The organism is Alcanivorax borkumensis SK2 (genome assembly GCF_000009365.1).
Taxonomy (GTDB): Bacteria; Pseudomonadota; Gammaproteobacteria; order Pseudomonadales; family Alcanivoracaceae; genus Alcanivorax; species Alcanivorax borkumensis.
In genome coordinates this window covers 898,301-921,295 of sequence record NC_008260.1, presented here as the reverse complement: position 1 = coordinate 921,295, position 22,995 = coordinate 898,301, and the positions used below count along the sequence as shown (strand labels likewise).

Below are 22,995 nucleotides of genomic sequence, written 5' to 3'. Positions count from 1 at the left end.
ACTCATCATCAAAACGTTACATCAATGGCCGCAATATCGCCGGCTCAACTGACAACAGCTTTACTGAAACGGTAGTGTGCAACAAACCACTCTTGTCCCTCACCATAGTTAAACAACTCAGCACACGCCATGAAAAATATACGCCAACGCTGCAACCAGACTTTACCTTTCCCCTCGCCATAAACTTCATCCAGCAGGAGAATCAACTGTTCACGCTTTTCATCCGCCAACACCAACCAGGCCTCCAGCGTTCGTGCATAGTGCGTCCCATTCACCGCCCAACGCTGTTCCTCCTCAAGGTTCCCCGCGCACTGCGGCAGCCAATCATAGGCAGGCATCATTCCACCGGTGAAAAAATACTTAGCCATCCAGTCCTTGCTGCCTTCCGTCTCAAACAGGTACGTCAGATCATGATGGCAGAACACATGGATGAATAATTTCCCCCCCGGCTTCAACCAATCGTGAATACGTAACATCAAGGTTTTGTGATTTCGCATATGTTCGAACATTTCTACCGAAACCACCCTGTCATAGGGCTTGGAAGGCTGATACTGGGAAGCATCGACGGTAATCACGTCCACATTATCCAATCCGCGCTCAGCAGCGCGCCCTAAAATAAAGGCTCGCTGGGATGACGAATTGGAAATCGCTGTAATCCGACTATTGGGATACTGTTTAGCCATCCACAGTGTCAATGACCCCCACCCACAACCCATTTCCAGCACATCTTGACCATCTAACAAATCAGCTCGCTCACAGGTCATGGCCAACATCGCCCGTTCAGCATCGTCCAAGCAACTCGATGAACTAGGCCAATAGCCGCTGGAGTACTTCAAATGTGAGCCCAATACCTGCTCATAAAACCGAGCATCTACTTCATAATGCTGCTCATTGGCTTCATCTTGGCCCACCGCCACTGGCCCCTGCTGGAGAGCCGCTTCAAAGGTCTGACGGTTATCGCGCTGTTTTTCCTGCTGCAGCCGCTGTCTCAACAGACGACGAATACCCAAACGCACCAGCCCATCGGGTAACAGGCCAGATTCAGCCATTTGAATCATCATGATTTAGGTCTCCAAGGAAAGAACGCACTCGTGGTGCGCTGGTAGTCACGGTAATTATCACCGCGGGATTTCAGCGCCTGTTTTTCGGTATACGGAATGCCGGTGACAAACCACAGAAACACAAACATGGCCAACGGCAACAACCATAGCCATTCGCCGTGCAGCGCGCCGATGGCAATCACCGGGTAACTAACCCAGTGCAACCACTCGCCAAAATAGTTGGGGTGGCGGCTATACCGCCATAGTCCTTCACGACAGGTTTTGCCTTTGCTGTCCGGGCGCTTCTTAAACCTTGCTAACTGTTTATCTGCCAGAGACTCCAGAGCAATCGCAAACAAACCCATCCCCCCCCCGAGAAGAACCAGAGGCGTGGTGAAAAAGTCTTGCTCGGCCACCACCCAAAACGTCAGTGCAAAACACCAGGCCAGCAGCGCTTGGCCCCAATAAAAAAACAGAAAAACCGGCTGGGCCTTGCCTCCTAACGCCTCTCGCATAGCGGCATAACGTCCATCTTCTGATGTTTCCTGACTGACTCTTTGGAAAATATGACCGCCAAGGCGCAGCGACCACACCAATAAAAGACTGCCTGCAATCACACGGGGAAGCAGCGCGCCGCTACCTGTCAGCAAAAAGCTCATTCCGACAATACCCACGGACCAAGCCCAAAACACATCGACCCAACCGGCATTTTGAGTGCGCAGCTGTTGCAGCCACAACACCGTAGCCACCATCAGCAGAACAATAAGTAACAGGTAATGAATATTAAGCATTCTCTTTTCCCCGCATTGTCATCGTGGCAACTTGTGCCAATATTGGTACCGCTATGGCCCAACCAATAGCGTAAATAACCGCCAGCAATACCCAACCCTGTGGGGCACTCGCAGCCCCCAAACGCATACCCATAGTGACGGAAAAAACGCCTCCCACCGCACCAAATAAAGCAGCGAGAGCGGGGCGGCCACACAACCAGCCAAGGCTGTAACGAAAACTCACAGCAAACCCCATCCACAAAGCCCAAACCCAATGCGGAGCCCACCAACGATGCGGCCAATTCCTATATTCCAACACATCAGTCAATAGCCACAACGGCTCCATCACGACACATAGAGCCGCCCCTGCCACTACCAACACCCCATCGTTACGCCATCGACCGGTCAGTGCGACTTGCGTAATCAGCATGGCCAGCAACACACACCAAGCGAGCATGGCCCAACCCAGAGACGCGCCCAAAACGGCTGCTGGCCAGAGCAACTGGAAGGCAAGAAAATTCACAATGACAACATTAGCGGGCAGATTCATGGGTTGAGCTTGCGGCAGGCCTCGTCAAAGCCCCGTGAATCGTTATCCACATTCTTTACCCGGCTGGCCATACCTGCGTTGAAGTCTATTTTTCGAGGCTTCACACCCGATTCACTGCTTATTCGCCAGAGTGATCCGATGAATTCTTCCTTGAGATTACCCATTTCGTTATTGATGGCTGTGCTACTGAATGCGTGTAGCAGTACTGTCAAAGGCCCCTACGGGTACACAAACCAGTATCAGCAAGCACTCGCATCATCAGAAGCACAAGCCAGCCCCCCACCTGATAGCAGCGTAATAAATCGTTTTGCCGCTTTTTATAACCCACTGAACGCGACGCTGATTCCAGAACAAATCGACTCAATCTATGCCGACCCGGTGTATTTCAATGACACTCTAGTGACCCTGACAGCCCGAGACGAACTAGCCGCCCACTTACAGGCCACAGCAGAGGGCCTTAACAGCATGTCGTTGACGATTACCAAGGTTATCAATGACGGCAGCGATCTTTACTTACGCTGGGTAATGGACGCACGTTTTACGATGCTTGGAAGCGAACGGCTATCGCGCACGATAGGGATCAGTCAATTACGCTTTAATGCACAGGGACAAGTCATTTTTCAACAGGACTTCTGGGATAGCAGCCAAGGAGTTGATCAGCACTTACCCTTGATAGGACCAATAACACGATGGTTAAGAAAACACTGATAAGTCGAGCGGTACTGCTATTCGTTACTGCGATATTCACTGCCCCTGGCTACACCAGCGAGAACAACCAGCCTTGGCAGGTTTGTGCCCGTAGCGATGTAAAAGCACTGCGTTTCATTACGGTAGGAGAGGCCACTCTGTCACGGCACAAGTGCCAAGCCAGCAACCTACAAAACCCTCCCATGCGGCTAAGCTTCCGCTACTTTCGTGAAGTGCCCGGTGATGCCTTCGCTAAGGCTGCACTCAATTTCCTGGAAAAAAATCTCAGCAAAGCTGACTTCGAACGCTATAAAGCGCGATTCAAACAATTCAACAACCATTACCAGGACATTGGTGACGGTGATGTCTATACCCTAACCTATCGCCCCAACAGCCTGACACTGGCACTTAACAACACCCTGCTGGCCACAGAAACCGGGGATGACTTTGCCCGCAACTATTTACGCATTTGGTTTGGTGAAACGCCTTATTCACGACCACTAAAAGAAAACCTACTACAGCGTTGATGCTCACTCGCTAACGGTTGCACGCCATGCGGGCAACCGTGATACTGACAAAGCATAATAATCAACACGTTGGGGGGGACCATCGAGCATGGGTAAGCTTTTTCATGTGGTAGCGACGACCGCCAAGCTAATCCGTAATAGCGACCGCCGCTCAGCGCTAAAAGGCACCGTCTTCATCACTCTCATTTCCATCTTGGTGTCCCTGGTGCTGACCAGCATTGGCATCATGCTGGTCGGTGAACGCGATTGGTTGTCGCCACTGGTTCTTGCCGTCTTACTACCCCTATTACTGGTTGCCCCACCGCTCTATCTATTCAGCTGCCGACTGGTCGCGCTAGACCGATACAACCACCAACTTCAACAACTGGCGCGAGAGGATCACCTCACCGGCTTGTTCAATCGCCCCCACCTGCTTGGCATGCTTGAACGGGAACTGGCGCTTAGCCAACGGCACAGTTACACCGTCTCCATCCTGCTTATCGAAATTGCGGATTTCACCCAGCTACTGGATCGTTACGGGCGCCATACTGGAGAAAAAGCCCTTCGCTTATTTGCAGACTGCATTCGGGAGAAAATCCGCGAGAGTGATCTATTTGGACGTTTTGATGGCGCTCAATTTCTTTTGGTGCTTCCCCACACCAATTTCGACGATGCCGCGCGCATGGGGGAAGGGTTAAAAACCTTGGCCAGCAATCTCGAGCTTTCCAGCCTAGGAGCGGCACCGCAGCCAGAAGAATCGGTTATCGTCTCAGCCCGTATCGGAGTCGCAAGCACTGAAAATAGCGGCCGCAGCCTTAACCCCCTGCTTAACGAAGCAGATTATGCGCTCTACCAGAACCGCAACGAAGGGCGTGAAAAAGTACTCCAACCCCCCTCATACAAAGACATCGCTGATGTAACACCTCAACAGGCCAAACAGGCTAATATTAAGGACCCACAAAAATAAAACTTTTAATGCTTTAACATTACAACGTTACAAAAAAACGCCTTCCTGCTACCGAATAAAATCCATATTTGTAAATTTTTTTATTAATCTCTATGTGAGGATTTACATGGGAGACAGGCTAGCCAACACTGGTAATGTGTTTGATCTGCCTACTGAATAAAATAAGGAAGGAGCTTATGAACGCTAAACGTTTTTTAGCGGCGAGCATTGCTTGCGCATCGGTCACCGCGACCACCACTGTCATTGCTGACGACATCCCCGAACAGTTTTTCTACTTCGGCGGGCACATCAGTGAAAATTGGCTGGACGTGGGTGACCACATTGACCAAAACACCAGCGATAGCGAAGTGACCCTTCCCGGCGCTCAAATGGGTTACCGCTTTAATCGTGACTGGTCCTTCCAAGGTTGGTGGGAGCGTAACAACTCCAACACCAATCTCGGCGGTGATGCCGATATCAATATTGCCCACGGCGCAATCCGCAAACATTTCGCAGGCAACTCCGCCTTCGAACCCTATGTGGGTATAGGTGCGGGTGAACTGCGTTTCGAGCCTACCAGCAACAGCTCAGACGACAATGCTGAAACAATCGGCACACTGGAAACGGGTTTCCAAACCCTCCTCCACCCACACTTTCTGCTGGACGTAGGCGCACGTCCTTACTACAGCTTTGACGCAGAGCGCTGGGATGCCGAAGTTTACGCTGGCCTTAACTTCCTAATCGGCGGTTCCAGCAACGAACAAGAACCGGCTCCGATCGAAAATGTCGTTACTGATAGCGATGGCGATGGTGTGCCAGACGACCGGGATCAGTGCGCCAACACCCCAGCAGGCGCGCAGGTAGATGCCACTGGTTGTGAACTGGACGACGACAACGATAGCATCGTCAACAGCATGGACGACTGCCCGAACACTCCTGCTGGGGCCCTAGTTGATGACAAAGGCTGTCAGAAATACCTAGAAAAGGACGTGAAGGAGACTCTGTACGTTGAATTCGGCCACGATAAAACCGAAGTCCGTCAGACCTCTTACCCGTCTTTGGAAAACCTAGCCGAAGACATGCGCCAGTACCCGTCAGCCAACCTAGTACTGGAAGGCCATACTGACAGCACTGGTTCAGCCGCTTACAACAAGAAACTGTCCCAGCAGCGTGCAGATGCTGTGAAGGCCGTACTGGTTGACAAGTTCGGCGTTAGCGCAGATCGCATCACCACTGTGGGTTACGGTGAAGAGAAGCCTATCTCTGACAACAAGACCAGCGAAGGCCGCGCCGAAAACCGTCGCGTAGAAACTATCCTGAAAGCGACCACCAAAGAAGCGCAGTTCCAGTAAGGAGCCACGCTAACTGAAAAGGGCCGGTTTTTACCGGCCCTTTTTTCGTTCTGTGATCTCAGCACTCTCACAGCAAGCAACACAACCTGAGCAGATCGTTTCTGCTGACGCCACGAAAGGTCTGTTTTCCCAGCAACGTTCTAACGCGGCCTCTTTCGACGATCCGCAAAGAAACGTTTGAGCAGCATAGCGCTTTCCTCTGCCAAAACGCCTTTTTCCACTTCCACCCGATGATTGTAGAAATCCACCGATGGCAGCTGCAACTGGCTTTCGCATACCCCCGCACGTGGCTCACTAGCGCCATATACAAGCCTGCCGATGCGGGCATGAACCATGGCACCAAAACACATGGTGCAGGGCTCTAGGGTGACATAGAGCGTACAACCGCTAAGACGGTAATTCTTTTCTGCAAGGGACGCACTACGCATGGCAATGATCTCCGCATGAGCACTGGGATCATTGGCGGTAATCGGCTGGTTATAGCCCTGCCCCAACAACTGCCCTCCACGAACCACCAGCGCCCCCACAGGCACCTCTCCCTGATCTGCCGCCTGACGAGCCAGCATTAGAGCCTGTTGCATCCAGTCTTGATCGTCCACCTACTCTCCTTAATTCACGCCCCAGACTAACTCGCCCAGCAAGCACAACACACCAAGTGTACCGCAAGCCTCCTGCGCACAGAATGAGGCAAGGGCAGCCACTGCTGGCGTAGCGTCTGCTTTTCATTACAATCAGGGCACCACACATATTGAGAGCTGTTATGACTGTCATTGGCACCCCTTTCACCGACAACGCCACCCGTGTGATGCTGCTGGGTTCCGGCGAGCTAGGCCGCGAAGTTGCTTTGGAACTAATTCGCTATGGCTGCGAAGTGATTGCGGTGGATCGTTATGCTCACGCTCCTGCCATGCAGGTCGCCCAACATAGTCATGTCATCAACATGCTGGATGGCACCGCCCTGCGAGCAGTAGTCGAACAGGTAAAACCTGCGCTGATCGTTCCGGAAATTGAAGCTATCGCCACAGACGAACTGGTTAAGCTGGAAGCAGAAGGCTACACAGTGGTACCCACCGCTCGCGCTGCACAGCTAACCATGAACCGCGAGGGCATCCGCTGCCTTGCAGCAGAAGAACTATCATTGCCCACCTCACCCTATCGCTTTGCAGATAGCCTGGCAGGCTATCAACAAGCCGTGCGCGAAATTGGCTTCCCCTGCGTGGTCAAACCGGTGATGAGCTCTTCAGGGAAAGGCCAAAGCACCCTGAAAAACGAAGCCGACATTCTGCCCGCGTGGGAGTACGCACAATCCGGCGGGCGCGCAGGTAAAGGACGGGTCATCGTGGAAGGGTTTGTGGACTTTGACTACGAAATCACCTTGCTAACGGTACGCCACAAGGCCGGCAGCGAGATTAAGACCAGTTATTGTGCCCCCATTGGTCACCGCCAAGAAAACGGCGATTATCAAGAATCTTGGCAGCCACAACCGATGAGCGCCGCAGCATTACAAGCATCTCGTGAAGTCGCACTGGCCATTACCGATGCCCTTGGCGGCTTGGGTATTTTCGGAGTCGAATTATTTATCAAAGGCGATCAGGTGTACTTCAGTGAAGTCTCCCCCCGCCCCCACGACACCGGGCTGGTCACACTGATTTCCCAAACCCTATCCGAATTCGCCTTGCATGCCCGCGCCATTCTCGGCCTGCCAATACCAACCATTGAACAACGAGGGGCGTCGGCTTCCTCCGTGCTACTGATACAAGGCCAGTCTGAAGCCATGCGCTACCATGGCCTGAACACGGCCTTAGCCAACGCGGATACGGAAGTGCGACTGTTTGGCAAGCCGGACATCAACGGCAGCCGCCGGCTGGGGGTGGCATTAGCAAAAGCAGATACTATTGACGCAGCACGAGACAAAGCCAACACCGCTATTGCAGCATTCAAGGTCGACCTGTAAACCCTCGTTATAAAAGGAATCAAATATGCAGAACCAAGACACACACAGTAAAGTGATTGGTTATCTACTATGGATCTTTGGCTTCATGGGTGCCCACCGTTTTTACTATGGCCGCCCGCTCACAGGCACGCTTTGGTTCTTTACCCTGGGGCTGTTCTTCATCGGTTGGATTATTGACCTGTTCCTGATTCCCGGCATGGATGACGCGGCGGACACGCGCTACGAGGCAGGCAGTATTGATTACAACCTCAGCTGGATTTTTCTCACCTTCTTGGGCATTTTCGGTGTTCACCGCTTTTACATGGGCAAAGTCGTCACTGGCATTATCTACCTGCTTACCGCAGGCCTGTTCGGACTAGGTATTCTCTATGATTTCTGGACACTGAACGGTCAGATCACAGAGAAAAATCGTCTGGCTTAATGCCCTGCGTAACCTAATATGGAAAAGCCCGATGCTTGACGTTGAAAAGACCTGACGCGATCGTCTTTATCTTTTAGCGCCCAACATCGGGCGCTAGGGATCCGATCAGCTAATCAGTTTTTCATCGCGTACTTTCCTGCCCCCAAGAATACTAACGCCGCCGCGGTGAACAAATAGAACGCCTGCAGTTCAATCGCCCAGCCACCAGTATTATTCAGGCTGAAAAGCTCTCCCATATGCGCTAATACCAGAGCGACCAGCATGTTGGTGACAATCAAGCCGGCGCCAATGCGTGTCTGATAACCCATAATGATCATCACTGGCGCGATCACCTCGCCAATGAATACCCCATAGGCCAAAACCCCAGGGAGATCATGCTGCGCTAACATAGCGAAAATCCAGCCCACGCCAGCATGAAGCTTATGGACACCATGCAACAGCAGCATTAGCCCTAAAGACAGGCGTAAAATTAGCTTTCCTATATCTGGATTATTCACTATTTTCAGGCTCCATCGACTACCGCTTTTAAAATCCATTCTTCACTTTCCTGAAAAAAAAGCAAAGACCACATCAAAGTCTAACCCTGCTTGGTGATGCACATTGAGGCCAACCCTTCGACAACGCATACTGCCCGTTTCACTGTCGGAATTCACCATGCCCACGCTAACGGCCTGGGAAACCCCCAAAGCGGGTAGCCTTGCCAGACTGACCCAAAAAACAATGCCTCTACCGACATTACCGCTCGGGCAGCTACGCATAGGCGTCCATGCAGTAGGCCTGAATTTTGCCGACATTTTCGCTCTCACCGGACTGTATTCCGCAACGCCACAAGGCGCGTTCACCCCAGGGCTGGAATTTTCCGGCACGGTCATCGATGCTGGGGCTCACAACAAAGCGACTGACAGTCTGTTTAAGGTGGGCGACCGGGTAATGGGCGTGACCCGCTTCGGCGGTTATTGCTCCGTGATTGATAGCGAACCTGATTATTTGATGCCACTGCCCCACCACTGGGATTTTCCTCAGGGCGCGGCTTTCCCCGCCCAGACACTCACCGCCTGGTATGCACTGACGACCTTGGGCAACCTCCAACCCGACCACAACGTCCTGATTCACAGCGCCGCTGGCGGTGTCGGTTTGCAAGCCATGAAGCTGACGCAAGCGCTGGGCGCCACCCCCGTGGGTACTGTGGGTAATCCAAACAAAGCACGAATACTGCAAGACATGGGTTTTAGCGATGTGTTGGTACGGCAACGGGATTTTTCACGGCAACTGACAGAAAGCGGCCACCGTTTTGATCTAGTACTCGATGCCATAGGCGGCACCGTCCAGCAAGCCAGCTTTGCAGCACTCAATCCCATGGGCCGTCTGGTGGTTTTCGGCGCCGCCGAATTCACACCGACCGGCAACCGCCCTAATTATCTTAAAGCCGCCTGGCGTTACCTACGCCGCCCTCGCTATGACGTCATGGACATGATCAGCAACAACCGATCGGTAATGGCTTTTAACCTGATCTGGCTATGGGAACAAAAAACCATCATGCAGACCTTGCTACGCGAACTACAAGCCATTGATTTACCCCCACCTCACGTTGGCCACCGCTTCGCCTTCGACGATGCCCATGCCGCCTTAGCACTACTGCAATCGGGTCAATCCGTGGGCAAGGTGGTTCTTGAAGTGCCTCAATAGCTCATACGCAATCCCCGGGGAAAGCGCTACAAGAAAAGTTGGCGAACCTGATCAGCACTCTCTGGCCGCACCACCCGGTTTATTTCCTCACCATCACGAATCGCTATCAATGTTGGCCATAACTTCACACGGAAACTGCGGCCCAGGGGCCTACCCGGCCCGTCTGCTATCTTTTCATGCTTGAGCTCAGGGTGTTCCGCTAGCGCCGCTTCGATATCCGGTTGTGCGGCAATGCAGTAGCCACACCAATTGGCGCCAAACTCAATAACCCTCAGCCCGGCACTCTCATCCAGCTGCTCGCGGGTAATGCTCTCATCCTCATACTCACGCACATACGTCATCACTTTCTCCAACTCTCTAGACGGCTATGCCGCAGGAGAGATACCGGCCAATCTTATGCTTAGATAATTTCTCTGTCATGATTTCGCGGCCAGAGAACCCAGGTGGTGCTGTGAGCGATCCCGTTGCGAACAACGCGAAGGCATTTATATCATCACCCTGAATCGCCAGGATAAACGCTACGCTGTAGACCGCCCACCGCTGATGCGCTGCGCGCTACTTTATACAACGCCGGGCAGAACCCGGCTCAGCATCTGGCTATTTTGCATGGCTCCGACAGTAACTCTGGCTGTCAGCATACAGCTACAGCTAAGCCGACCTACGGAAAATAAGAGACAAAAAAGCCGGCACTGATTGCCGGCTTTTTTGTCGGCGCTACCGACCGTCGATTAGCGCACTACCACAAAGAAAACGCCACCATTGCGGTTAACCCGCAACAACAGGGCAGCTTCTTTATCGTCCACCGCTTTACGTAATCCGTCCATGGTTTCAACATCCTGTCGATTCACGTTGATGATCACATCACCTTTACGCAACCCGGCACGCCAGGCGGGAGAGCCTCGTTCTACTTCGTCCACCAGCACGCCCGTGTCGGCATGTTGCAATTCGCCTTTTCTCAAGTCGCGCAGATTGGCACCTTCCAGGAATTTGGAAACCACCTCACCACCTGCGGTTTCCCGCGATAACTCGCTAATCACAGCAGTAATATTTCTCTTGTTACCCTCACGGAGGATACTGAGAGTGACCTTCTCGCCCACCGGAGCCATACCCACTTTATTGCGCAGGTCCGCGGCTCGGTTTACCGGGCGGCCGTCCACGGCAGTAACGACGTCACCACTTTTCAAACCCGCTTTCTCTGCCGCACTATCTTCAACCACTTGAGTAATGACTACACCACGCTGGCGCTCTACACCAAAGGCTTCAGCCAATTCAGCCGTTAAGTCCTGAATGGTGACACCAAGCATGCCACGGCGTACTTCACCGTGTTCAATCAACTGCTGCATCACGTTTTCGGCCATCTCCGTGGGGATGGCAAAACCGATGCCCACATTACCGCCGGCTGGGGCCAAAATGGCGGTATTTATACCGACCAACTCGCCGTTCAGATTAACCAGCGCCCCACCAGAGTTCCCAGGATTAATGGAGGCATCGGTCTGAATAAAGCTCTCGTACCCTTCAATGCCAAGACCAGTACGCCCCAGTGCAGACACGATACCGCTGGTCACCGTTTGCCCAAGCCCAAAGGGGTTGCCGATGGCCACCACAAAATCACCCACCCGCAAGCCTGTGGAATCAGCAATCGCAATCTGAGTCAGGCGCTCCGCATCTTCGAGTTTAAGTACGGCAAGATCCACTTCATCATCCACTCCCACCAGCTCCGCCGACAGTTCACGTCCATCAGTGAGAGTGACTTCAATGTTGTCAGCATTCTTAACCACATGGGCATTGGTCAGCACATAACCTTCTCTAGCATCCACAATGACCCCGGAGCCGGCACTAACCGCACGGCGCTCTGCAGGCCGCTGTTGTTCCGGTATATTGAAGAACCGGCGAAAGAAAGGGTCATCCATTAATGGGTTTCGCGCTGCCCTCACCCGGGTTTCGATAGCGATATTGACCACCGCCGGGGAGGTTTTCTCCAGCATGGGGGCCAGAGAGGGAAGCGCATCGCCTTCAGCGGTGACGGCAGGCAAGGCCGCATGAACCGGGGAAAAGGCCAGGTATAACAACATCAGCACACAGACAAGAGAAAGACTCGGCTTATTTTTCATAGACAACGTTTTTTCAAACAACGGTTGTTCCTCCTGTTGCAAGGAAACATCATCGTTAAAAACGATGATGAGCTAAAGGCAGTAGCGGATGACACCCAGAAATGCTTGTAGCACAAAGCGGGCACTAAGGATTGGGGGTCACCCACTTTTTTCTGACCAGAACAATCCGCTACGGTTCCGAAGCAAACAGACGAACGTGGTTATACTCTTGCGATTCCCCTAAGTCCGGCCAAGTACAAGATTCCCATTCTCCTAGTAAACGGTAACCTGGCGGGTTCAGGTCTGGCACCCGAGAGTCCGCCAACAGCACCGCACTGGCCAACTGCAACTGGGCCAGTAACGGCAGATTATCTCGGTCATAAAGGATATCAGCGGCGGTGGTTAAATCTGCTTCTTGTAGGGCCGCACTGAGATCATTACTCAAGCTCACATCAACACCGTTTTCCCGGGCGTTCATGGCCGTGGCAGTGAGCGCATCCTCATCCAAATCACAGGCAATCACCTTACGCGCCCCAGCCATGGCGGCGGCAATCGCAACCACCCCTGAACCCGGGCCGACGTCCACCACACAGCGTCCAGCTACACAACTGGGGTTATCCAGTAGATATCGCGCCAGTACCTGGCCCGAAGCCCAGCAGAACGACCAATACGGGGGCTCTTCCATAATTGCATTAACAATCTCTGGAGCCAGAGCTTGCTCAGGGAACAACTCATCGAGCAACCACAGGCGCAGGGCCGGTGTTTGCGGCAAAGGCTGGCACGACAAAGACACCGTCGGCAGCACACGATGCAGCCGTTCATGCAGGGCCTTAAGCCCTACTCTTTCCTGTTCTATTGGCATAATCTCAAATCTTCTTTTTCGCCTCTCTAACATCCTTAAAAAGAATCACAAAATGACTGTCAGACAGGGATGAATTGGTTTGATTACGCTGCTCGTCAGCGTTACTAGCGCCCCCTCTGCTACGCACGCGAAATCTGACCAGATCGTGTACCTGATGCCTATCGTAAGCGTTTTTGAGCGCTGCCCTAGAGGGCGTGACCACGGGCATATTCTATAAAGCCGATACTACTGCGGCGGTGGATCAGATTCGCCACGGCAAGGTCGTTGGTCGCGATGATCGCTCTGGCCTGCGAACGAGGCACCGATATTCGCCGCCTGCGCTACGCCACCATGGACAATACCCTGCGGTTCCCGGCGTGGGGGGCAATAATGCTCGGGCCGGTGGCGTCTATCGCAACCAACAAAGCCGCCACTACGCCTCCGTCTGAGTCTTCTGCAACAGCGCCGTAAGCGCGGCACTGTCTTTCACCTGCCCTTCTTCATCCAGCTCCGGATACGGCACGCCGTGGGCATCGCACAAGCGGGCAATACGGGCATAGCCCCAGCGGAACAACAGCTCATGATAGCGGGCCGCGGCCACCCGAGGCTGGTCATAAAAGCCCTTGGCACGGCGCTGCTCGCAGGCCTCGGAAAGAATGATCGCCGCCGCCACACTCACGTTAAATGACTCCACCATACCCATCATGGGAATGGTTACATTCTGATCCACCGCGCTGGCCACCTCATCGCTGACGCCAAACTTTTCAGTCCCCAACAGCAGTGCAGTGGGACGGGTGTAATCTACCTGCCGATACTCAATAGCGTCATCCGACAGGTGTGCCGCCAGCACCTGTACCCCCTGCCCCTGCAATTCACGGATCACGTCGGTGCTTTCATCGCGTTTGTGCACCTGCACCCAACGCTGGGAACCCATGGCCGTCCCTGCAGCCATGCGGGCACGATTTTTAGGCAGCACCGCATGTACATCAAGAATGCCCACCGCGTCGCAGGTGCGCACAATGGCGGCGATATTATGGGGTTTGTGAACACCGTCCATAATGACAGTCAGATCAGGCTGGCGGCGGTCCAGGGTATCGCAAATGCGACGGTAACGTTCCGGGGTCATGGGTTTTCCTTAGAGCCTATTCAGATCACTACACCGCTTCGCCGGCCGTCTTCATTCAGTAAAGAGACCGCTCGCTTATGAGTGCGATTATGTGGTGTCGCTATTCTACATGAACAAGCGCAATCGCGGGCGGCCCGACTGCCACTGACGCGCCGAATCCTATAGTCTTGTGCGCTAAAAAATTCACTTATCGGAGGCCCTAATGTCTGACACTCCATCCCGCCGCCTGCCTTTAGACGGCGTGCGCGTTATCGAACTGGGACAACTGCTGGCCGGGCCGTTTACCGGCACTCTGCTGGCTTACTTCGGCGCCGATGTGGTGAAAGTGGAGCCGCCCGGTGGTGACCCGATTCGCGGCTGGCGCAAACTGGACGAGAATGGCACCTCGTTCTGGTGGCGCAGCCTGGGGCGCAACAAGAAGTCGGTGACCCTGGATTTGAAAACCGACCAAGGCAAAGCACTGGCCCGTCGATTGATGGTGGGCGCCGATGTGGTGATCGAAAACTTCCGCCCCGGCACCATGGAAAACTGGGGATTGGGCCCGGACAGTTTTGCCACCGATAACCCCGGGTTAATCTATACCCGTATTTCCGGCTACGGACAGACCGGCCCCTACGCCAACAAACCCGGCTACGCCTCGGTGTGCGAAGGCATCGGAGGGCTGCGCTATGTGAATGGTTTCCCCGGCGAGCGCCCGGTGCGCCCCAACCTGTCGCTGGGTGACACCATTGCCGGTCTGCACGCAGCCCTTGGCATCCTGCTCGCCCTGTTCGAGCGCCAAAACAGTGCGCGTGGCCAAGTCGTGGACATCGCCCTGTACGAATCCGTGTTCAACCTACTGGAAGGCGTGATTCCCGAATTCGATGGAGCCGGCGTGATTCGTGAACCCGCAGGCTCCACGGTCACCGGCATTGTGCCCACTAACACCTACCGCTGTGCCGATCGCAAATTCGTGGTGATTGGTGGCAATGGCGATTCTATTTTCAAGCGTTTGATGGCCGCTGCGGGCCGGCCAGATATGGCCGAAGACCCGGCCATGGCCAACAATGCCGGCCGCGTTGAGCATGAAGAGGCCATTGATGCAGCATTGGACAGCTGGTGTCGCAGCCTGCCCAGCGACGACATTCTCGCCATCCTCGCCGAGGCCCGAGTGCCTTCCGGCCCCATCTATTCTGTAGCCGACATGATGGAGGACCCTCACTTTCAAGCCCGCGGCCTGTTCCAGCAGGTAGAGATCAACGGTAAACCCTTAAAAGTTCCGGCGATCACCCCGCGATTAGCTGACACCCCCGGCAAAACCCGTTGGCCAGGCGGAGAGGTGGGCAGCCATAACCACAGCGTACTCCGTGATGAACTAGGCCTAAGCGACGCGGAATTTGCTGAGCTACAGGCCCAGGGAATCATTGGCTAAATTGTGATGCTGTACGGCAGGCGAAATTGACAAAAAAATGGTTCCAAGAGTAAAACAAAGGTGCGTCGCGGGTTGCAGCAAACCATGCTCACTCTTTGCGTAACACACAGAAACTGCTTCACGACAATAAACGGGGCACCGTCATGAGCCAAATTCTCTGGATTGGGATGTTCATTGTGGCAGCAGGATTGCTGGGGGCTGGCGTGTATTTTCATTTGCGTCGAGAGGCACTGGGTTCAGATCCAATTTTGATTACCAGCTGCTACCTGAGTGGTGCGAGCTTACTCGTGGGTAACTTCATCATTCCCCTGTTCTAGGAAGCCGCTGGCCCGGCGGGCACTGAGCTGGCTATAGAGATTATTCATGACGCGCTGGGCAATCAAGCGAGCACGGTCAGTCATCGGCCCGTGAAAGTTGCCGTCCAGGTTCGCCATAAAATGCCCCAGCCACCGTTCGTGATGCTCCCCGGTCAGCGGCTCACGATCATCCAGCGCCCGATGCTTGGCCATCATGTGCCGCTGATAACCCTGTTCACCGAGTAGCATTTTGTACCAGTACTGGCAGATGGTCGGCAGGTGCTGCTGCAGGTCGATACCCGCCACCGCCAAAAATACCGGCGCCATGACTGGATCATTCAGCAAGCGCTGATAAAACCCGTGGACCATGGCATCAATATTTTCCCGACAATCCAGATCCGGCAGCTCACTATCCTTGGCCGACGATTCACCGGGCCGAAAATATCCAACCGCCGTCATTCTGCTTTCCTCGGGCGAGCGTCCAGCCTGTTGCCTGTGGTTACGCCCTCTACCACTCAATCCGCCCGGTGAGAATATCTTTGAACATGACGAAATCACCCGCAAGGCTGTACCAAGGGTGCTTGAACGTGGCTGGGCGGTTTTTTTCAAAAACATAATGTCCCACCCAAGCAAAGCCATAGCCCACTATCGGTAACAGCAATAGCCCCCACAGGTTGCCGGTCATCAACACACCGGCCAGCACACCGAACAGCCCCAGGGTGCCGAAAAAGTGCAGCCGGCGGCAGGTAGGGTTGCCATGCTCCTGCAGGTAATAGGGATAAAACTCCGCAAAGCTCTGAAAATTGGATTGCTTGATGGTCTCCATGGGGCCTCCTGTTAAGAGCTTTTGTTCTAATAAGTTATCGCGCCACAGCGAGGGCGCTCATCGTTGTAGCCAACAGCAGCGTAATAAACACTACGTTTCATTGTAACGCAGTAGACAGGTTTCAACGGGTCAATTTGTTGTGATTTAACGCCAATCAGATGGCGCAGGCAGCCATTGCAGTGCCCCAACGATCATGGACAATGTCGTACTTTCACAATAAATATAGCGTCGGCCTCTACTATCGCCGCCTGCATACTCCTTGTACGACCCTTTTAGCGAGACAATTATGGCCCTTCGCCCGCGTGTACGCCGCCTGATCAGTAAGCATGGCAACCCTATTCCCCGCAGCCTTGATGAACTAACCCTGCACGGTGATGAAGCGCCACTGAGCAAAACGGGCATGGGCTCCGAACAGGTTGAGGCTATCTGGCGTGCCACCCGCAAACTGTATCGCAGCGGCATGAGCCCAGCGATCAGCCTGTGCCTGCGTCGCCACGGCGAGCTCATGCTTAATCGCAGCATCGGCTATGCAGACCCACAGGCGCAACGCATCATGACACCAGATACTCCCGTGTGCCTGTTCTCTGCCTCCAAGGTGGTTAGCGCTATGCTGCTGCACCATCTAGTAGAACAGGGCCAGATCAGTCTAGATGATAAGGTAACCCGCTATCTGCCCGCCTACGGCCAGAACGGCAAGGGCCGGACAACCCTGCGCCATCTGCTTACCCATCAAGCCGGCATTCCACGCCCCCAAGAGCCGCTGGAAACAGACATCCTCTACCGGCCGCAGGAAATAATCGACATTCTCTGTGCCGCCAAGCCCAGCGGCCTCAATACGCAGGCTTACCATGCCATTACCGCAGGCTTCATTCTTGGCGCCGTGGTTGAAGCGGTAACCGGCGAATCCCTGAATGCCACCCTGGACCGGGTCATCCGCCAACCCATGGGAATGAAATACTTTACCTTCGGCAAGACCGGCGAAGAACGTGCGGTAGATGTATCCACTGGGGTGCCGTTGAAACTGGTCGATCTGTTTCTCAATTATGCTGTGGGCGGCAGCATTGATGAAGTGGTGGAGGTCACCAACGATGATCGTTTTCAAGAGGTGATCGTGCCCGCAGGCAACCTCTACGCCACCGCAGAAGAGGCCAGCCGTTTTTTCCAGATGTTGCTCAACAATGGCCGCTATGGTGACCAACAGATCTTCCAGCCAGAAACCGTTGCCCGTGCACTGGAGCCTGCCTACCACCGGCCTCGCTTCGACCGCACCCTGATGCTGCCACTGAATTTCTCCAGCGGCTTCATGCTCGGCAACCGGGGCATGAGCATGTTCGGGCCCGGTGCCCCGGAAGCCTTCGGGCATTTGGGCTTTATCAGCATCTACTGTTGGGCCGATCCACAACGCGATCTAAGCGGCGCCCTGCTGACCACCGGCAAAGGGATAATCGGCCCCCACTTGCCCGCCCTGCTCGGCTTACAGCACACCATCAACCGGCATACTCGGCTGCGCCGAGCCTGACATATCACGCCCCTGCTGTTTTTACCGTCGCACGTGCTGCGTGGAGCAGAGCGCGCTTTTATTCCACTACGGGCATATCCTGCTGATTCTGGAAATACAGGCCTCCACACTGTGCACCTAGTTTCCATACGATCACCCAACGCCGTTTGAAAAAACGGCCGGTTGATACCAGGTTGCAGCCGCTAAGCGACATAAAAATGCCCGCATAACGCGGGCATTTTTATCAATCACAGAATGTAGATCAAGCCAGTTTCAGGCGCTTACGTTCTGCCGATAAGGCCATAAACAGGCTCACACACATAAACAACAATACAATGGTAAACGGCAGGCCCGTAGTGACCGCACCGGATTGCAGAGCCTTGAGCGCTTCTTTACCGCCACCGTACAGCAACACGCCAGCGATCACCCCTTCCATTACAGCCCAGAAAATACGCTGAGGAACCGGGGCATCGAGCTTGCCGCCAGCGGTAATTGAATCAATCACCAGAGACCCCGAATCAGACGAAGTCACGAAGAACACTAGCACCAGCGCAATACCCAAGAAGGAAATAATCCCCGTCCACGGCAAGTGAGCCAGCATCTGGAACATGGCCAGGGAGGCATCACCCACCCCATTTGCCAATTCACCCACGCCATTGATGGATTGCTCCAGCCCAGTGGCACCGAACGCGGTCATCCAGATAATGGTGATCACTGTGGGAACCAGCAACACTGCCACAATGAATTCTCGCACGGTACGGCCTTTGGAAATACGCGCAATAAACATCCCCACAAACGGCGACCAGGAAATCCACCACGCCCAGTAGAAGACGGTCCAGCCGTGCATCCATTCCCCGTCTTCACGGCCAAACCAAGTACTCAGAGGAATAATATTACTGATGTAATCCACCGCCGTGGTGCCAAAACCCGTGAGAATCAACGCGGTGGGACCCGCGATAATCACAAATAGCAGAAGGAAAACGGCCAGGCTCATGTTGATATTACTGAGCACTTTCACACCACCATCCAAGCCACGGATCACCGATAGCACCGCAACAGCGGTAACACCGACAATGATGCCGATCTGTACGTTAATGGCGTTGGGCGTGTCAAACAGGAAGTGCAAGCCACCGGAAGCCTGTTGAGCACCCAGCCCCAGTGACGTGGCCAGACCAAAGATCGTCGCCAGCACAGCAAGAATATCGATGATATGCCCCGGCCAGCCCCAGCAGCGCTCACCCAGCAAGGGGTAAAAAGCCGATCGGATAGTCAGCGGCATTCCTTTATTGTAGGAGAAAAAGGCCAGCGACAATGCCACTACAGCGTAAATTGCCCAAGGGTGCAGACCCCAATGGTACATGGTAGCGCCCATCGCCATATGCCGGGCCTCTTCTGAGCCGGCTTCCACCGCCAACGGCGTGCCGTACCATTGCCCATTAAGATAGGCTACCGGTTCCGCCACGCTCCAGAACATCAGGCCAATGCCCATCCCTGCTGCGAACAACATGGCAAACCAGGACAGAGTAGAGAATTCCGGCTTGGCATTTTGCCCACCGAGGCGAATTTTCCCCAACGGCAGTACCGCCAACATCACGCAAAATAAAACGAAGACATTCCCGCTCACCATGAATAACCAGTCAAAGTGCTCAATAACCCAGCCTTTGGAGCCATTTAGCAAAGCGTTAGCTTGTTCAGGGAAAATTAATGTGCCAATCACAAAAGTAAGAATCAGTAATGCACTGATAAAGAAGACAGGATTGTGCATGTCCATTCCCATGACCTGCACGTTATCTTGGCCGACGTCATAGTCGGTCTCGTAATTAATTTTCATCTAAGCTCCGTATTCCGTCTTGCTTCGAGGGGCAGATTACCTGCCTTGCAGCCAGTCGGCTCGGACGATGCGAGGAAACCGAGTTGATCTCCTCTATAGCCTCACAGCCAAACATCATCTGAACGCGAAGCGACCCTGCGAGTCGCAGCTTTATCAGATCGTCAAAAATATAAACCTGCGCTAACCCTCTGCCCAGAGGCGCTAACGATGAAGCCATACGCCGGCCCAATGACACTTGGCGTTGCCAATAACGATGTTTTCATCAGTCTCTCCCTTCTTGGTCGTTTTAAACAGACTAGATGGTGGTCAACCAATGTCAAAGCCTCTCTGTAACGATGCAGTGGCACGCACAAAATGGGCTATTAGATTTGGTCAGGGGGGCAGGAACAAAGTCCAGCCAAAGATGGGCACAGTCAGCCCAGAGAGGAGGTATTACACGTAGGTGGTTTCAATAATCTCGACACCGGGTCGCCGTTCCTTTCGCCACAAAAGAACGCGCATGGTACCACACTGCGTAAGCACCCGCTTTTAGCACCCGCATCCGGTGGCGCCAGTCCGGCCCGCCCGTATCCATAAAAAAACGGAGCCAATGGCTCCGTCTTTTTATGTCCACAAGCTTAAGACATGTTTGACAGAATTGCGCCTTTCACCGCATCCAGATCCGCATCAATGGTCACCATGCGACTGTCCTGACACTGAGCAATGGCCGTGTCAGGGTCTTTCAAACCATTGCCTGTCAACGTGCAAACGATGGTAGAGCCTTCCGGAATCTTGCCAGATTGAATATCTCGCATGGCACCACCGATTGACGCGGCGGAAGCAGGCTCACAGAAAATGCCTTCTTTTTCTGCCAGCAATTTCTGTGCCGTCAAAATCTCGTGATCACTCAGCTCGTCGAACCAACCTTTAGACTCTTCCTGTAGCTTCCAGGCCTTGTCCCAGGACTGCGGGTTACCGATACGAATAGCGGTTGCTACCGTTTCCGGATCCTCAACCCGCTCGCCACGCATAAAGGGCGCAGAACCTTCAGCCTGATAACCAACCATCTTCGGCGCCGCATTTACGATGCCTGATTTGTGGTATTCGCTGTAGCCCATCCAATGTGCAGTAATATTACCTGCATTGCCCACAGGCAGGCAGTGGTAGTCTGGCGCGCGCCCCAGTTCTTCCACAATTTCGAAGGCAGCAGACTTCTGGCCTTGCAGACGATACGGGTTTACCGAGTTCACGATGGTCACCGGCGCCTTGTCAGCCACCTGTTTAACCAACTCCATACCCTGATCGAAATTGCCACGGATCTGCATGATCACGGCACCATACATCATCGCCTGAGCCAGCTTGCCCATGGCAATCTTGCCTTCCGGAATCAGTACGAAAGCAGTAATGCCCGCACGAGCTGCATAGGCTGCAGCGGCTGCAGAAGTGTTCCCGGTGGAAGCACAGATGATGGCATTACTGCCCTCTTCCACGGCCTTGGTCACCGCCATGGTCATACCACGGTCCTTAAAAGATCCCGTGGGATTAAGACCTTCGTATTTGACGTAGATATCCACGTCCTTGCCCAACAACTTGGGAATATTCTTCAGGCGAATTAGCGGGGTATTCCCCTCACCCAAGCTGATGATCGGCGTGTCATCATTCACCGGCAGGTGGTCACGGTAGCGGTTGATCAAGCCGGTGTAACGGTCACGAAAAGGCATGGTTAGGTCTCTGTTTCTAGTGTAAAGCCTCTAATCTAGGCTCTACGGTTCTTGAATGTGGTCATATTGAGCGACACGACATACGCTAGATGCGTGAGGCCGAACGCTTAAACCGCAGCGTCCAACATCGGAAATCAAGCGTCCAGCATTTCTACTCGAATCCGCATTATATCGCTATTCACCGACTCAAGGGCACCGATCTTGGCGAGGGCGGCACTCATGTCTCCTTCGCGGACCACGTGGGTCATCATGACAATGGGCACCAAACCCTGATCCACGTCACGCTGCACCAGGGCATCAATGCTGACATTATTGTCGCTGAGAATGCGCGTTACGTCAGCCAATACACCGGTCTTATCTTGCACGTGCAAACGTAGATAGAAGCTACAGGACACATCGTCGATGGTGAGAATCGGCTCATCAGACATCTGGTCTGTATGGAAGCCTAGGTAAGGTACCCGCTCGTCATAGTCTACGGTCAGCGCACGGCCCAGTTCGATGATGTCCGCCACCACCGCAGACGCGGTGGGCTCGGCACCCGCACCAGCACCGTAGAACAGTGTCGGCCCGACGGCGTCACCGTCGATCATGATCGCGTTCATTACGCCATTCACTGCAGACAGCATGGTTTCCTTGGGAATTAGGGTTGGGTGCACACGCAGCTCAATCCCGTTACCGGTGTCCTTGGCAATCCCCAAGTGCTTAATGCGGTAGCCAAAGTGCGCGGCGCTGGCCACATCTTCAATGGTGATCCGGCTGATGCCTTCGGTGTAGACCTTGGAGTATTGCAGCGGGATACCAAAGGCAATAGAAGCCAGAATGGTTAGCTTGTGGGCCGCGTCAATGCCTTCCACATCGAAGGTAGGGTCCGCTTCCGCATAGCCCAATTGCTGCGCTTCGGCTAGCACGTCATCAAAAGCGCGGCCGCCCTCTTCCATCTCGGTAAGGATAAAGTTGCCGGTGCCATTAATGATCCCCGCCAGCCAGTTCACGTGGTTCGCGGCCAGACCTTCGCCCAGGGATTTGAGAATGGGAATCCCGCCAGCCACAGAGGCTTCGAACGCCACATCCACGCCATTATCCTGAGCCGCCTGGAAAATTTCGTTACCGTGTTCGGCAATCAGCGCCTTGTTGGCAGTGACAACGTGCTTGCCATTTCTAATGGCGGTAAGTACCAACTCACGGGCAGTATCAATGCCGCCAATAAGTTCTACCAAAATGTCGATATCTGGATCTGTCGCCACAGCAAAAATATCGCGAGAAAGGCGAATATCACTGGTATCACAGGCCGCATTGTCGCGGCGCGCACCGATATGGGTAATTTCAATCGGACATCCGACGCGTCGAGCAATATCCCGCGCGTTACGCTTCAACACATTCACGGTGCCTGAACCAACCGTACCCAGACCAGCAATACCCACTTTCACCGATTTCACGACATTTCCTCTCTTTATTCAGGGGCGC

General features: G+C 53.9%; 24 protein-coding genes. 10 read left to right on the top strand and 14 right to left on the bottom strand.

Annotation, left to right across the window (positions count from 1 at the left end; all coding sequences use genetic code 11):
- Nucleotides 1-44: 44 nt before the first annotated feature.
- Genes ABO_RS04270 through ABO_RS04260 form a run of 3 tightly spaced genes read right to left on the bottom strand, consistent with a single transcriptional unit; the run spans nt 45 to nt 2,360 of the window.
- Nucleotides 45-1,061, bottom strand: a complete 1,017-nt coding sequence (locus ABO_RS04270) for an SAM-dependent methyltransferase (protein ID WP_011588112.1) — start codon at nt 1,059-1,061, stop codon at nt 45-47.
- Nucleotides 1,058-1,831: a DUF1295 domain-containing protein gene (locus ABO_RS04265; RefSeq protein ID WP_011588111.1), complete on the bottom strand. Its 774-nt coding sequence runs from the start codon at nt 1,829-1,831 to the stop codon at nt 1,058-1,060. Before ABO_RS04265 ends, ABO_RS04270 begins: the two co-directional genes overlap by 4 nt.
- Nucleotides 1,824-2,360 carry a DUF2878 domain-containing protein gene (locus ABO_RS04260; protein ID WP_011588110.1) on the bottom strand — a complete coding sequence of 179 codons (537 nt, stop codon included), beginning with the start codon at nt 2,358-2,360 and terminating at the stop codon, nt 1,824-1,826. The genes ABO_RS04265 and ABO_RS04260 overlap by 8 nt, the downstream gene beginning before the upstream one ends.
- 138 nt (nt 2,361-2,498) lie before the next feature.
- On the opposite strand from ABO_RS04260, the gene ABO_RS04255 reads away from it, so the two are divergent.
- The 4 genes from ABO_RS04255 (at nt 2,499) to ABO_RS04240 (ending at nt 5,851) form a co-directional block, all read left to right on the top strand.
- Complete coding sequence (locus tag ABO_RS04255; protein ID WP_035460783.1) at nt 2,499-3,068, top strand: nuclear transport factor 2 family protein; 570 nt, start codon at nt 2,499-2,501, stop codon at nt 3,066-3,068.
- Entirely contained in the window at nt 3,050-3,574 is a 525-nt protein-coding gene (locus ABO_RS04250) for a chalcone isomerase family protein (RefSeq protein WP_011588108.1), read from the top strand. The genes ABO_RS04255 and ABO_RS04250 overlap by 19 nt, the downstream gene beginning before the upstream one ends.
- Nucleotides 3,575-3,662: 88 nt before the next feature.
- The gene (locus ABO_RS04245; protein ID WP_011588107.1) at nt 3,663-4,520 is read left to right on the top strand and encodes a GGDEF domain-containing protein; all 858 of its coding nucleotides are present in this window, start codon (nt 3,663-3,665) and stop codon (nt 4,518-4,520) included.
- A gap of 176 nt (nt 4,521-4,696) precedes the next feature.
- Nucleotides 4,697-5,851 (top strand): OmpA family protein, encoded by a 1,155-nt coding sequence (locus ABO_RS04240; protein WP_011588106.1) that lies wholly within the window; start codon nt 4,697-4,699, stop codon nt 5,849-5,851.
- 140 nt (nt 5,852-5,991) lie between these two features.
- Here ABO_RS04240 and tadA read toward each other — a convergent pair whose 3' ends face one another.
- On the bottom strand, nt 5,992-6,450 hold the full coding sequence (tadA, locus tag ABO_RS04235) for a tRNA adenosine(34) deaminase TadA (RefSeq protein WP_011588105.1): 459 nt from the start codon (nt 6,448-6,450) through the stop codon (nt 5,992-5,994).
- A gap of 161 nt (nt 6,451-6,611) precedes the next feature.
- Between tadA and purT the strand changes: the two genes are divergently transcribed.
- Nucleotides 6,612-7,805, top strand: a complete 1,194-nt coding sequence (gene purT, locus ABO_RS04230) for a formate-dependent phosphoribosylglycinamide formyltransferase (RefSeq protein ID WP_011588104.1) — start codon at nt 6,612-6,614, stop codon at nt 7,803-7,805.
- Nucleotides 7,806-7,830: 25 nt separating this feature from the next.
- Nucleotides 7,831-8,226 (top strand): NINE protein, encoded by a 396-nt coding sequence (locus ABO_RS04225; protein ID WP_011588103.1) that lies wholly within the window; start codon nt 7,831-7,833, stop codon nt 8,224-8,226.
- 113 nt (nt 8,227-8,339) lie between these two features.
- On the opposite strand, the gene ABO_RS04220 is transcribed toward ABO_RS04225, so the two are convergent.
- Complete coding sequence (locus ABO_RS04220) at nt 8,340-8,762, bottom strand: DoxX family protein (protein ID WP_011588102.1); 423 nt, start codon at nt 8,760-8,762, stop codon at nt 8,340-8,342.
- 118 nt (nt 8,763-8,880) lie between these two features.
- On the opposite strand from ABO_RS04220, the gene ABO_RS04215 reads away from it, so the two are divergent.
- Entirely contained in the window at nt 8,881-9,912 is a 1,032-nt protein-coding gene (locus tag ABO_RS04215) for a synaptic vesicle VAT-1 family membrane protein (RefSeq protein WP_035460787.1), read from the top strand.
- Between the two features lie 26 nt (nt 9,913-9,938).
- Here the strand turns inward: ABO_RS04215 and ABO_RS04210 are convergent, their stop codons facing one another.
- The 3 genes from ABO_RS04210 to ABO_RS04200 form a co-directional block, all read right to left on the bottom strand.
- Nucleotides 9,939-10,253 (bottom strand): thioredoxin family protein, encoded by a 315-nt coding sequence (locus tag ABO_RS04210; RefSeq protein WP_011588100.1) that lies wholly within the window; start codon nt 10,251-10,253, stop codon nt 9,939-9,941.
- Nucleotides 10,254-10,640: 387 nt separating this feature from the next.
- The gene (locus tag ABO_RS04205; RefSeq protein ID WP_035460788.1) at nt 10,641-12,023 is read right to left on the bottom strand and encodes a DegQ family serine endoprotease; all 1,383 of its coding nucleotides are present in this window, start codon (nt 12,021-12,023) and stop codon (nt 10,641-10,643) included.
- 169 nt (nt 12,024-12,192) lie between these two features.
- Nucleotides 12,193-12,864 carry a class I SAM-dependent methyltransferase gene (locus ABO_RS04200; protein WP_035460790.1) on the bottom strand — a complete coding sequence of 224 codons (672 nt, stop codon included), beginning with the start codon at nt 12,862-12,864 and terminating at the stop codon, nt 12,193-12,195.
- Nucleotides 12,865-13,037: 173 nt separating this feature from the next.
- On the opposite strand from ABO_RS04200, the gene ABO_RS14490 reads away from it, so the two are divergent.
- Complete coding sequence (locus ABO_RS14490) at nt 13,038-13,292, top strand: hypothetical protein (protein WP_162010033.1); 255 nt, start codon at nt 13,038-13,040, stop codon at nt 13,290-13,292.
- On the opposite strand, the gene trmH is transcribed toward ABO_RS14490, so the two are convergent.
- Nucleotides 13,277-13,969 (bottom strand): tRNA (guanosine(18)-2'-O)-methyltransferase TrmH, encoded by a 693-nt coding sequence (gene trmH / locus ABO_RS04195; RefSeq protein WP_011588097.1) that lies wholly within the window; start codon nt 13,967-13,969, stop codon nt 13,277-13,279. The two genes, ABO_RS14490 and trmH, sit on opposite strands and share 16 nt — an antisense overlap.
- Nucleotides 13,970-14,171: 202 nt before the next feature.
- Here trmH and ABO_RS04190 point away from each other — a divergent pair, with 202 nt between their 5' ends.
- Nucleotides 14,172-15,380 (top strand): CaiB/BaiF CoA transferase family protein, encoded by a 1,209-nt coding sequence (locus ABO_RS04190; protein WP_011588096.1) that lies wholly within the window; start codon nt 14,172-14,174, stop codon nt 15,378-15,380.
- Between the two features lie 281 nt (nt 15,381-15,661).
- On the opposite strand, the gene ABO_RS04185 is transcribed toward ABO_RS04190, so the two are convergent.
- A complete protein-coding gene (locus ABO_RS04185; RefSeq protein ID WP_011588095.1) occupies nt 15,662-16,135 on the bottom strand; it encodes a group III truncated hemoglobin in 474 nt (157 codons plus the stop codon).
- Nucleotides 16,136-16,184: 49 nt separating this feature from the next.
- A complete protein-coding gene (locus ABO_RS04180; protein WP_011588094.1) occupies nt 16,185-16,502 on the bottom strand; it encodes a DUF962 domain-containing protein in 318 nt (105 codons plus the stop codon).
- A gap of 286 nt (nt 16,503-16,788) precedes the next feature.
- On the opposite strand from ABO_RS04180, the gene ABO_RS04175 reads away from it, so the two are divergent.
- Nucleotides 16,789-18,021, top strand: coding sequence for an EstA family serine hydrolase (locus ABO_RS04175; RefSeq protein ID WP_035460791.1), 1,233 nt, complete (start codon nt 16,789-16,791; stop codon nt 18,019-18,021).
- Between the two features lie 241 nt (nt 18,022-18,262).
- Here ABO_RS04175 and ABO_RS04170 read toward each other — a convergent pair whose 3' ends face one another.
- The 3 genes from ABO_RS04170 to ABO_RS04160 form a co-directional block, all read right to left on the bottom strand.
- Nucleotides 18,263-19,831: a BCCT family transporter gene (locus ABO_RS04170; protein ID WP_011588092.1), complete on the bottom strand. Its 1,569-nt coding sequence runs from the start codon at nt 19,829-19,831 to the stop codon at nt 18,263-18,265.
- A 617-nt stretch (nt 19,832-20,448) separates the two neighbouring features.
- Nucleotides 20,449-21,531, bottom strand: a complete 1,083-nt coding sequence (thrC, locus tag ABO_RS04165; protein WP_011588091.1) for a threonine synthase — start codon at nt 21,529-21,531, stop codon at nt 20,449-20,451.
- Nucleotides 21,532-21,665: 134 nt separating this feature from the next.
- Complete coding sequence (locus ABO_RS04160; RefSeq protein ID WP_011588090.1) at nt 21,666-22,967, bottom strand: homoserine dehydrogenase; 1,302 nt, start codon at nt 22,965-22,967, stop codon at nt 21,666-21,668.
- Nucleotides 22,968-22,995 lie beyond the last annotated feature (28 nt).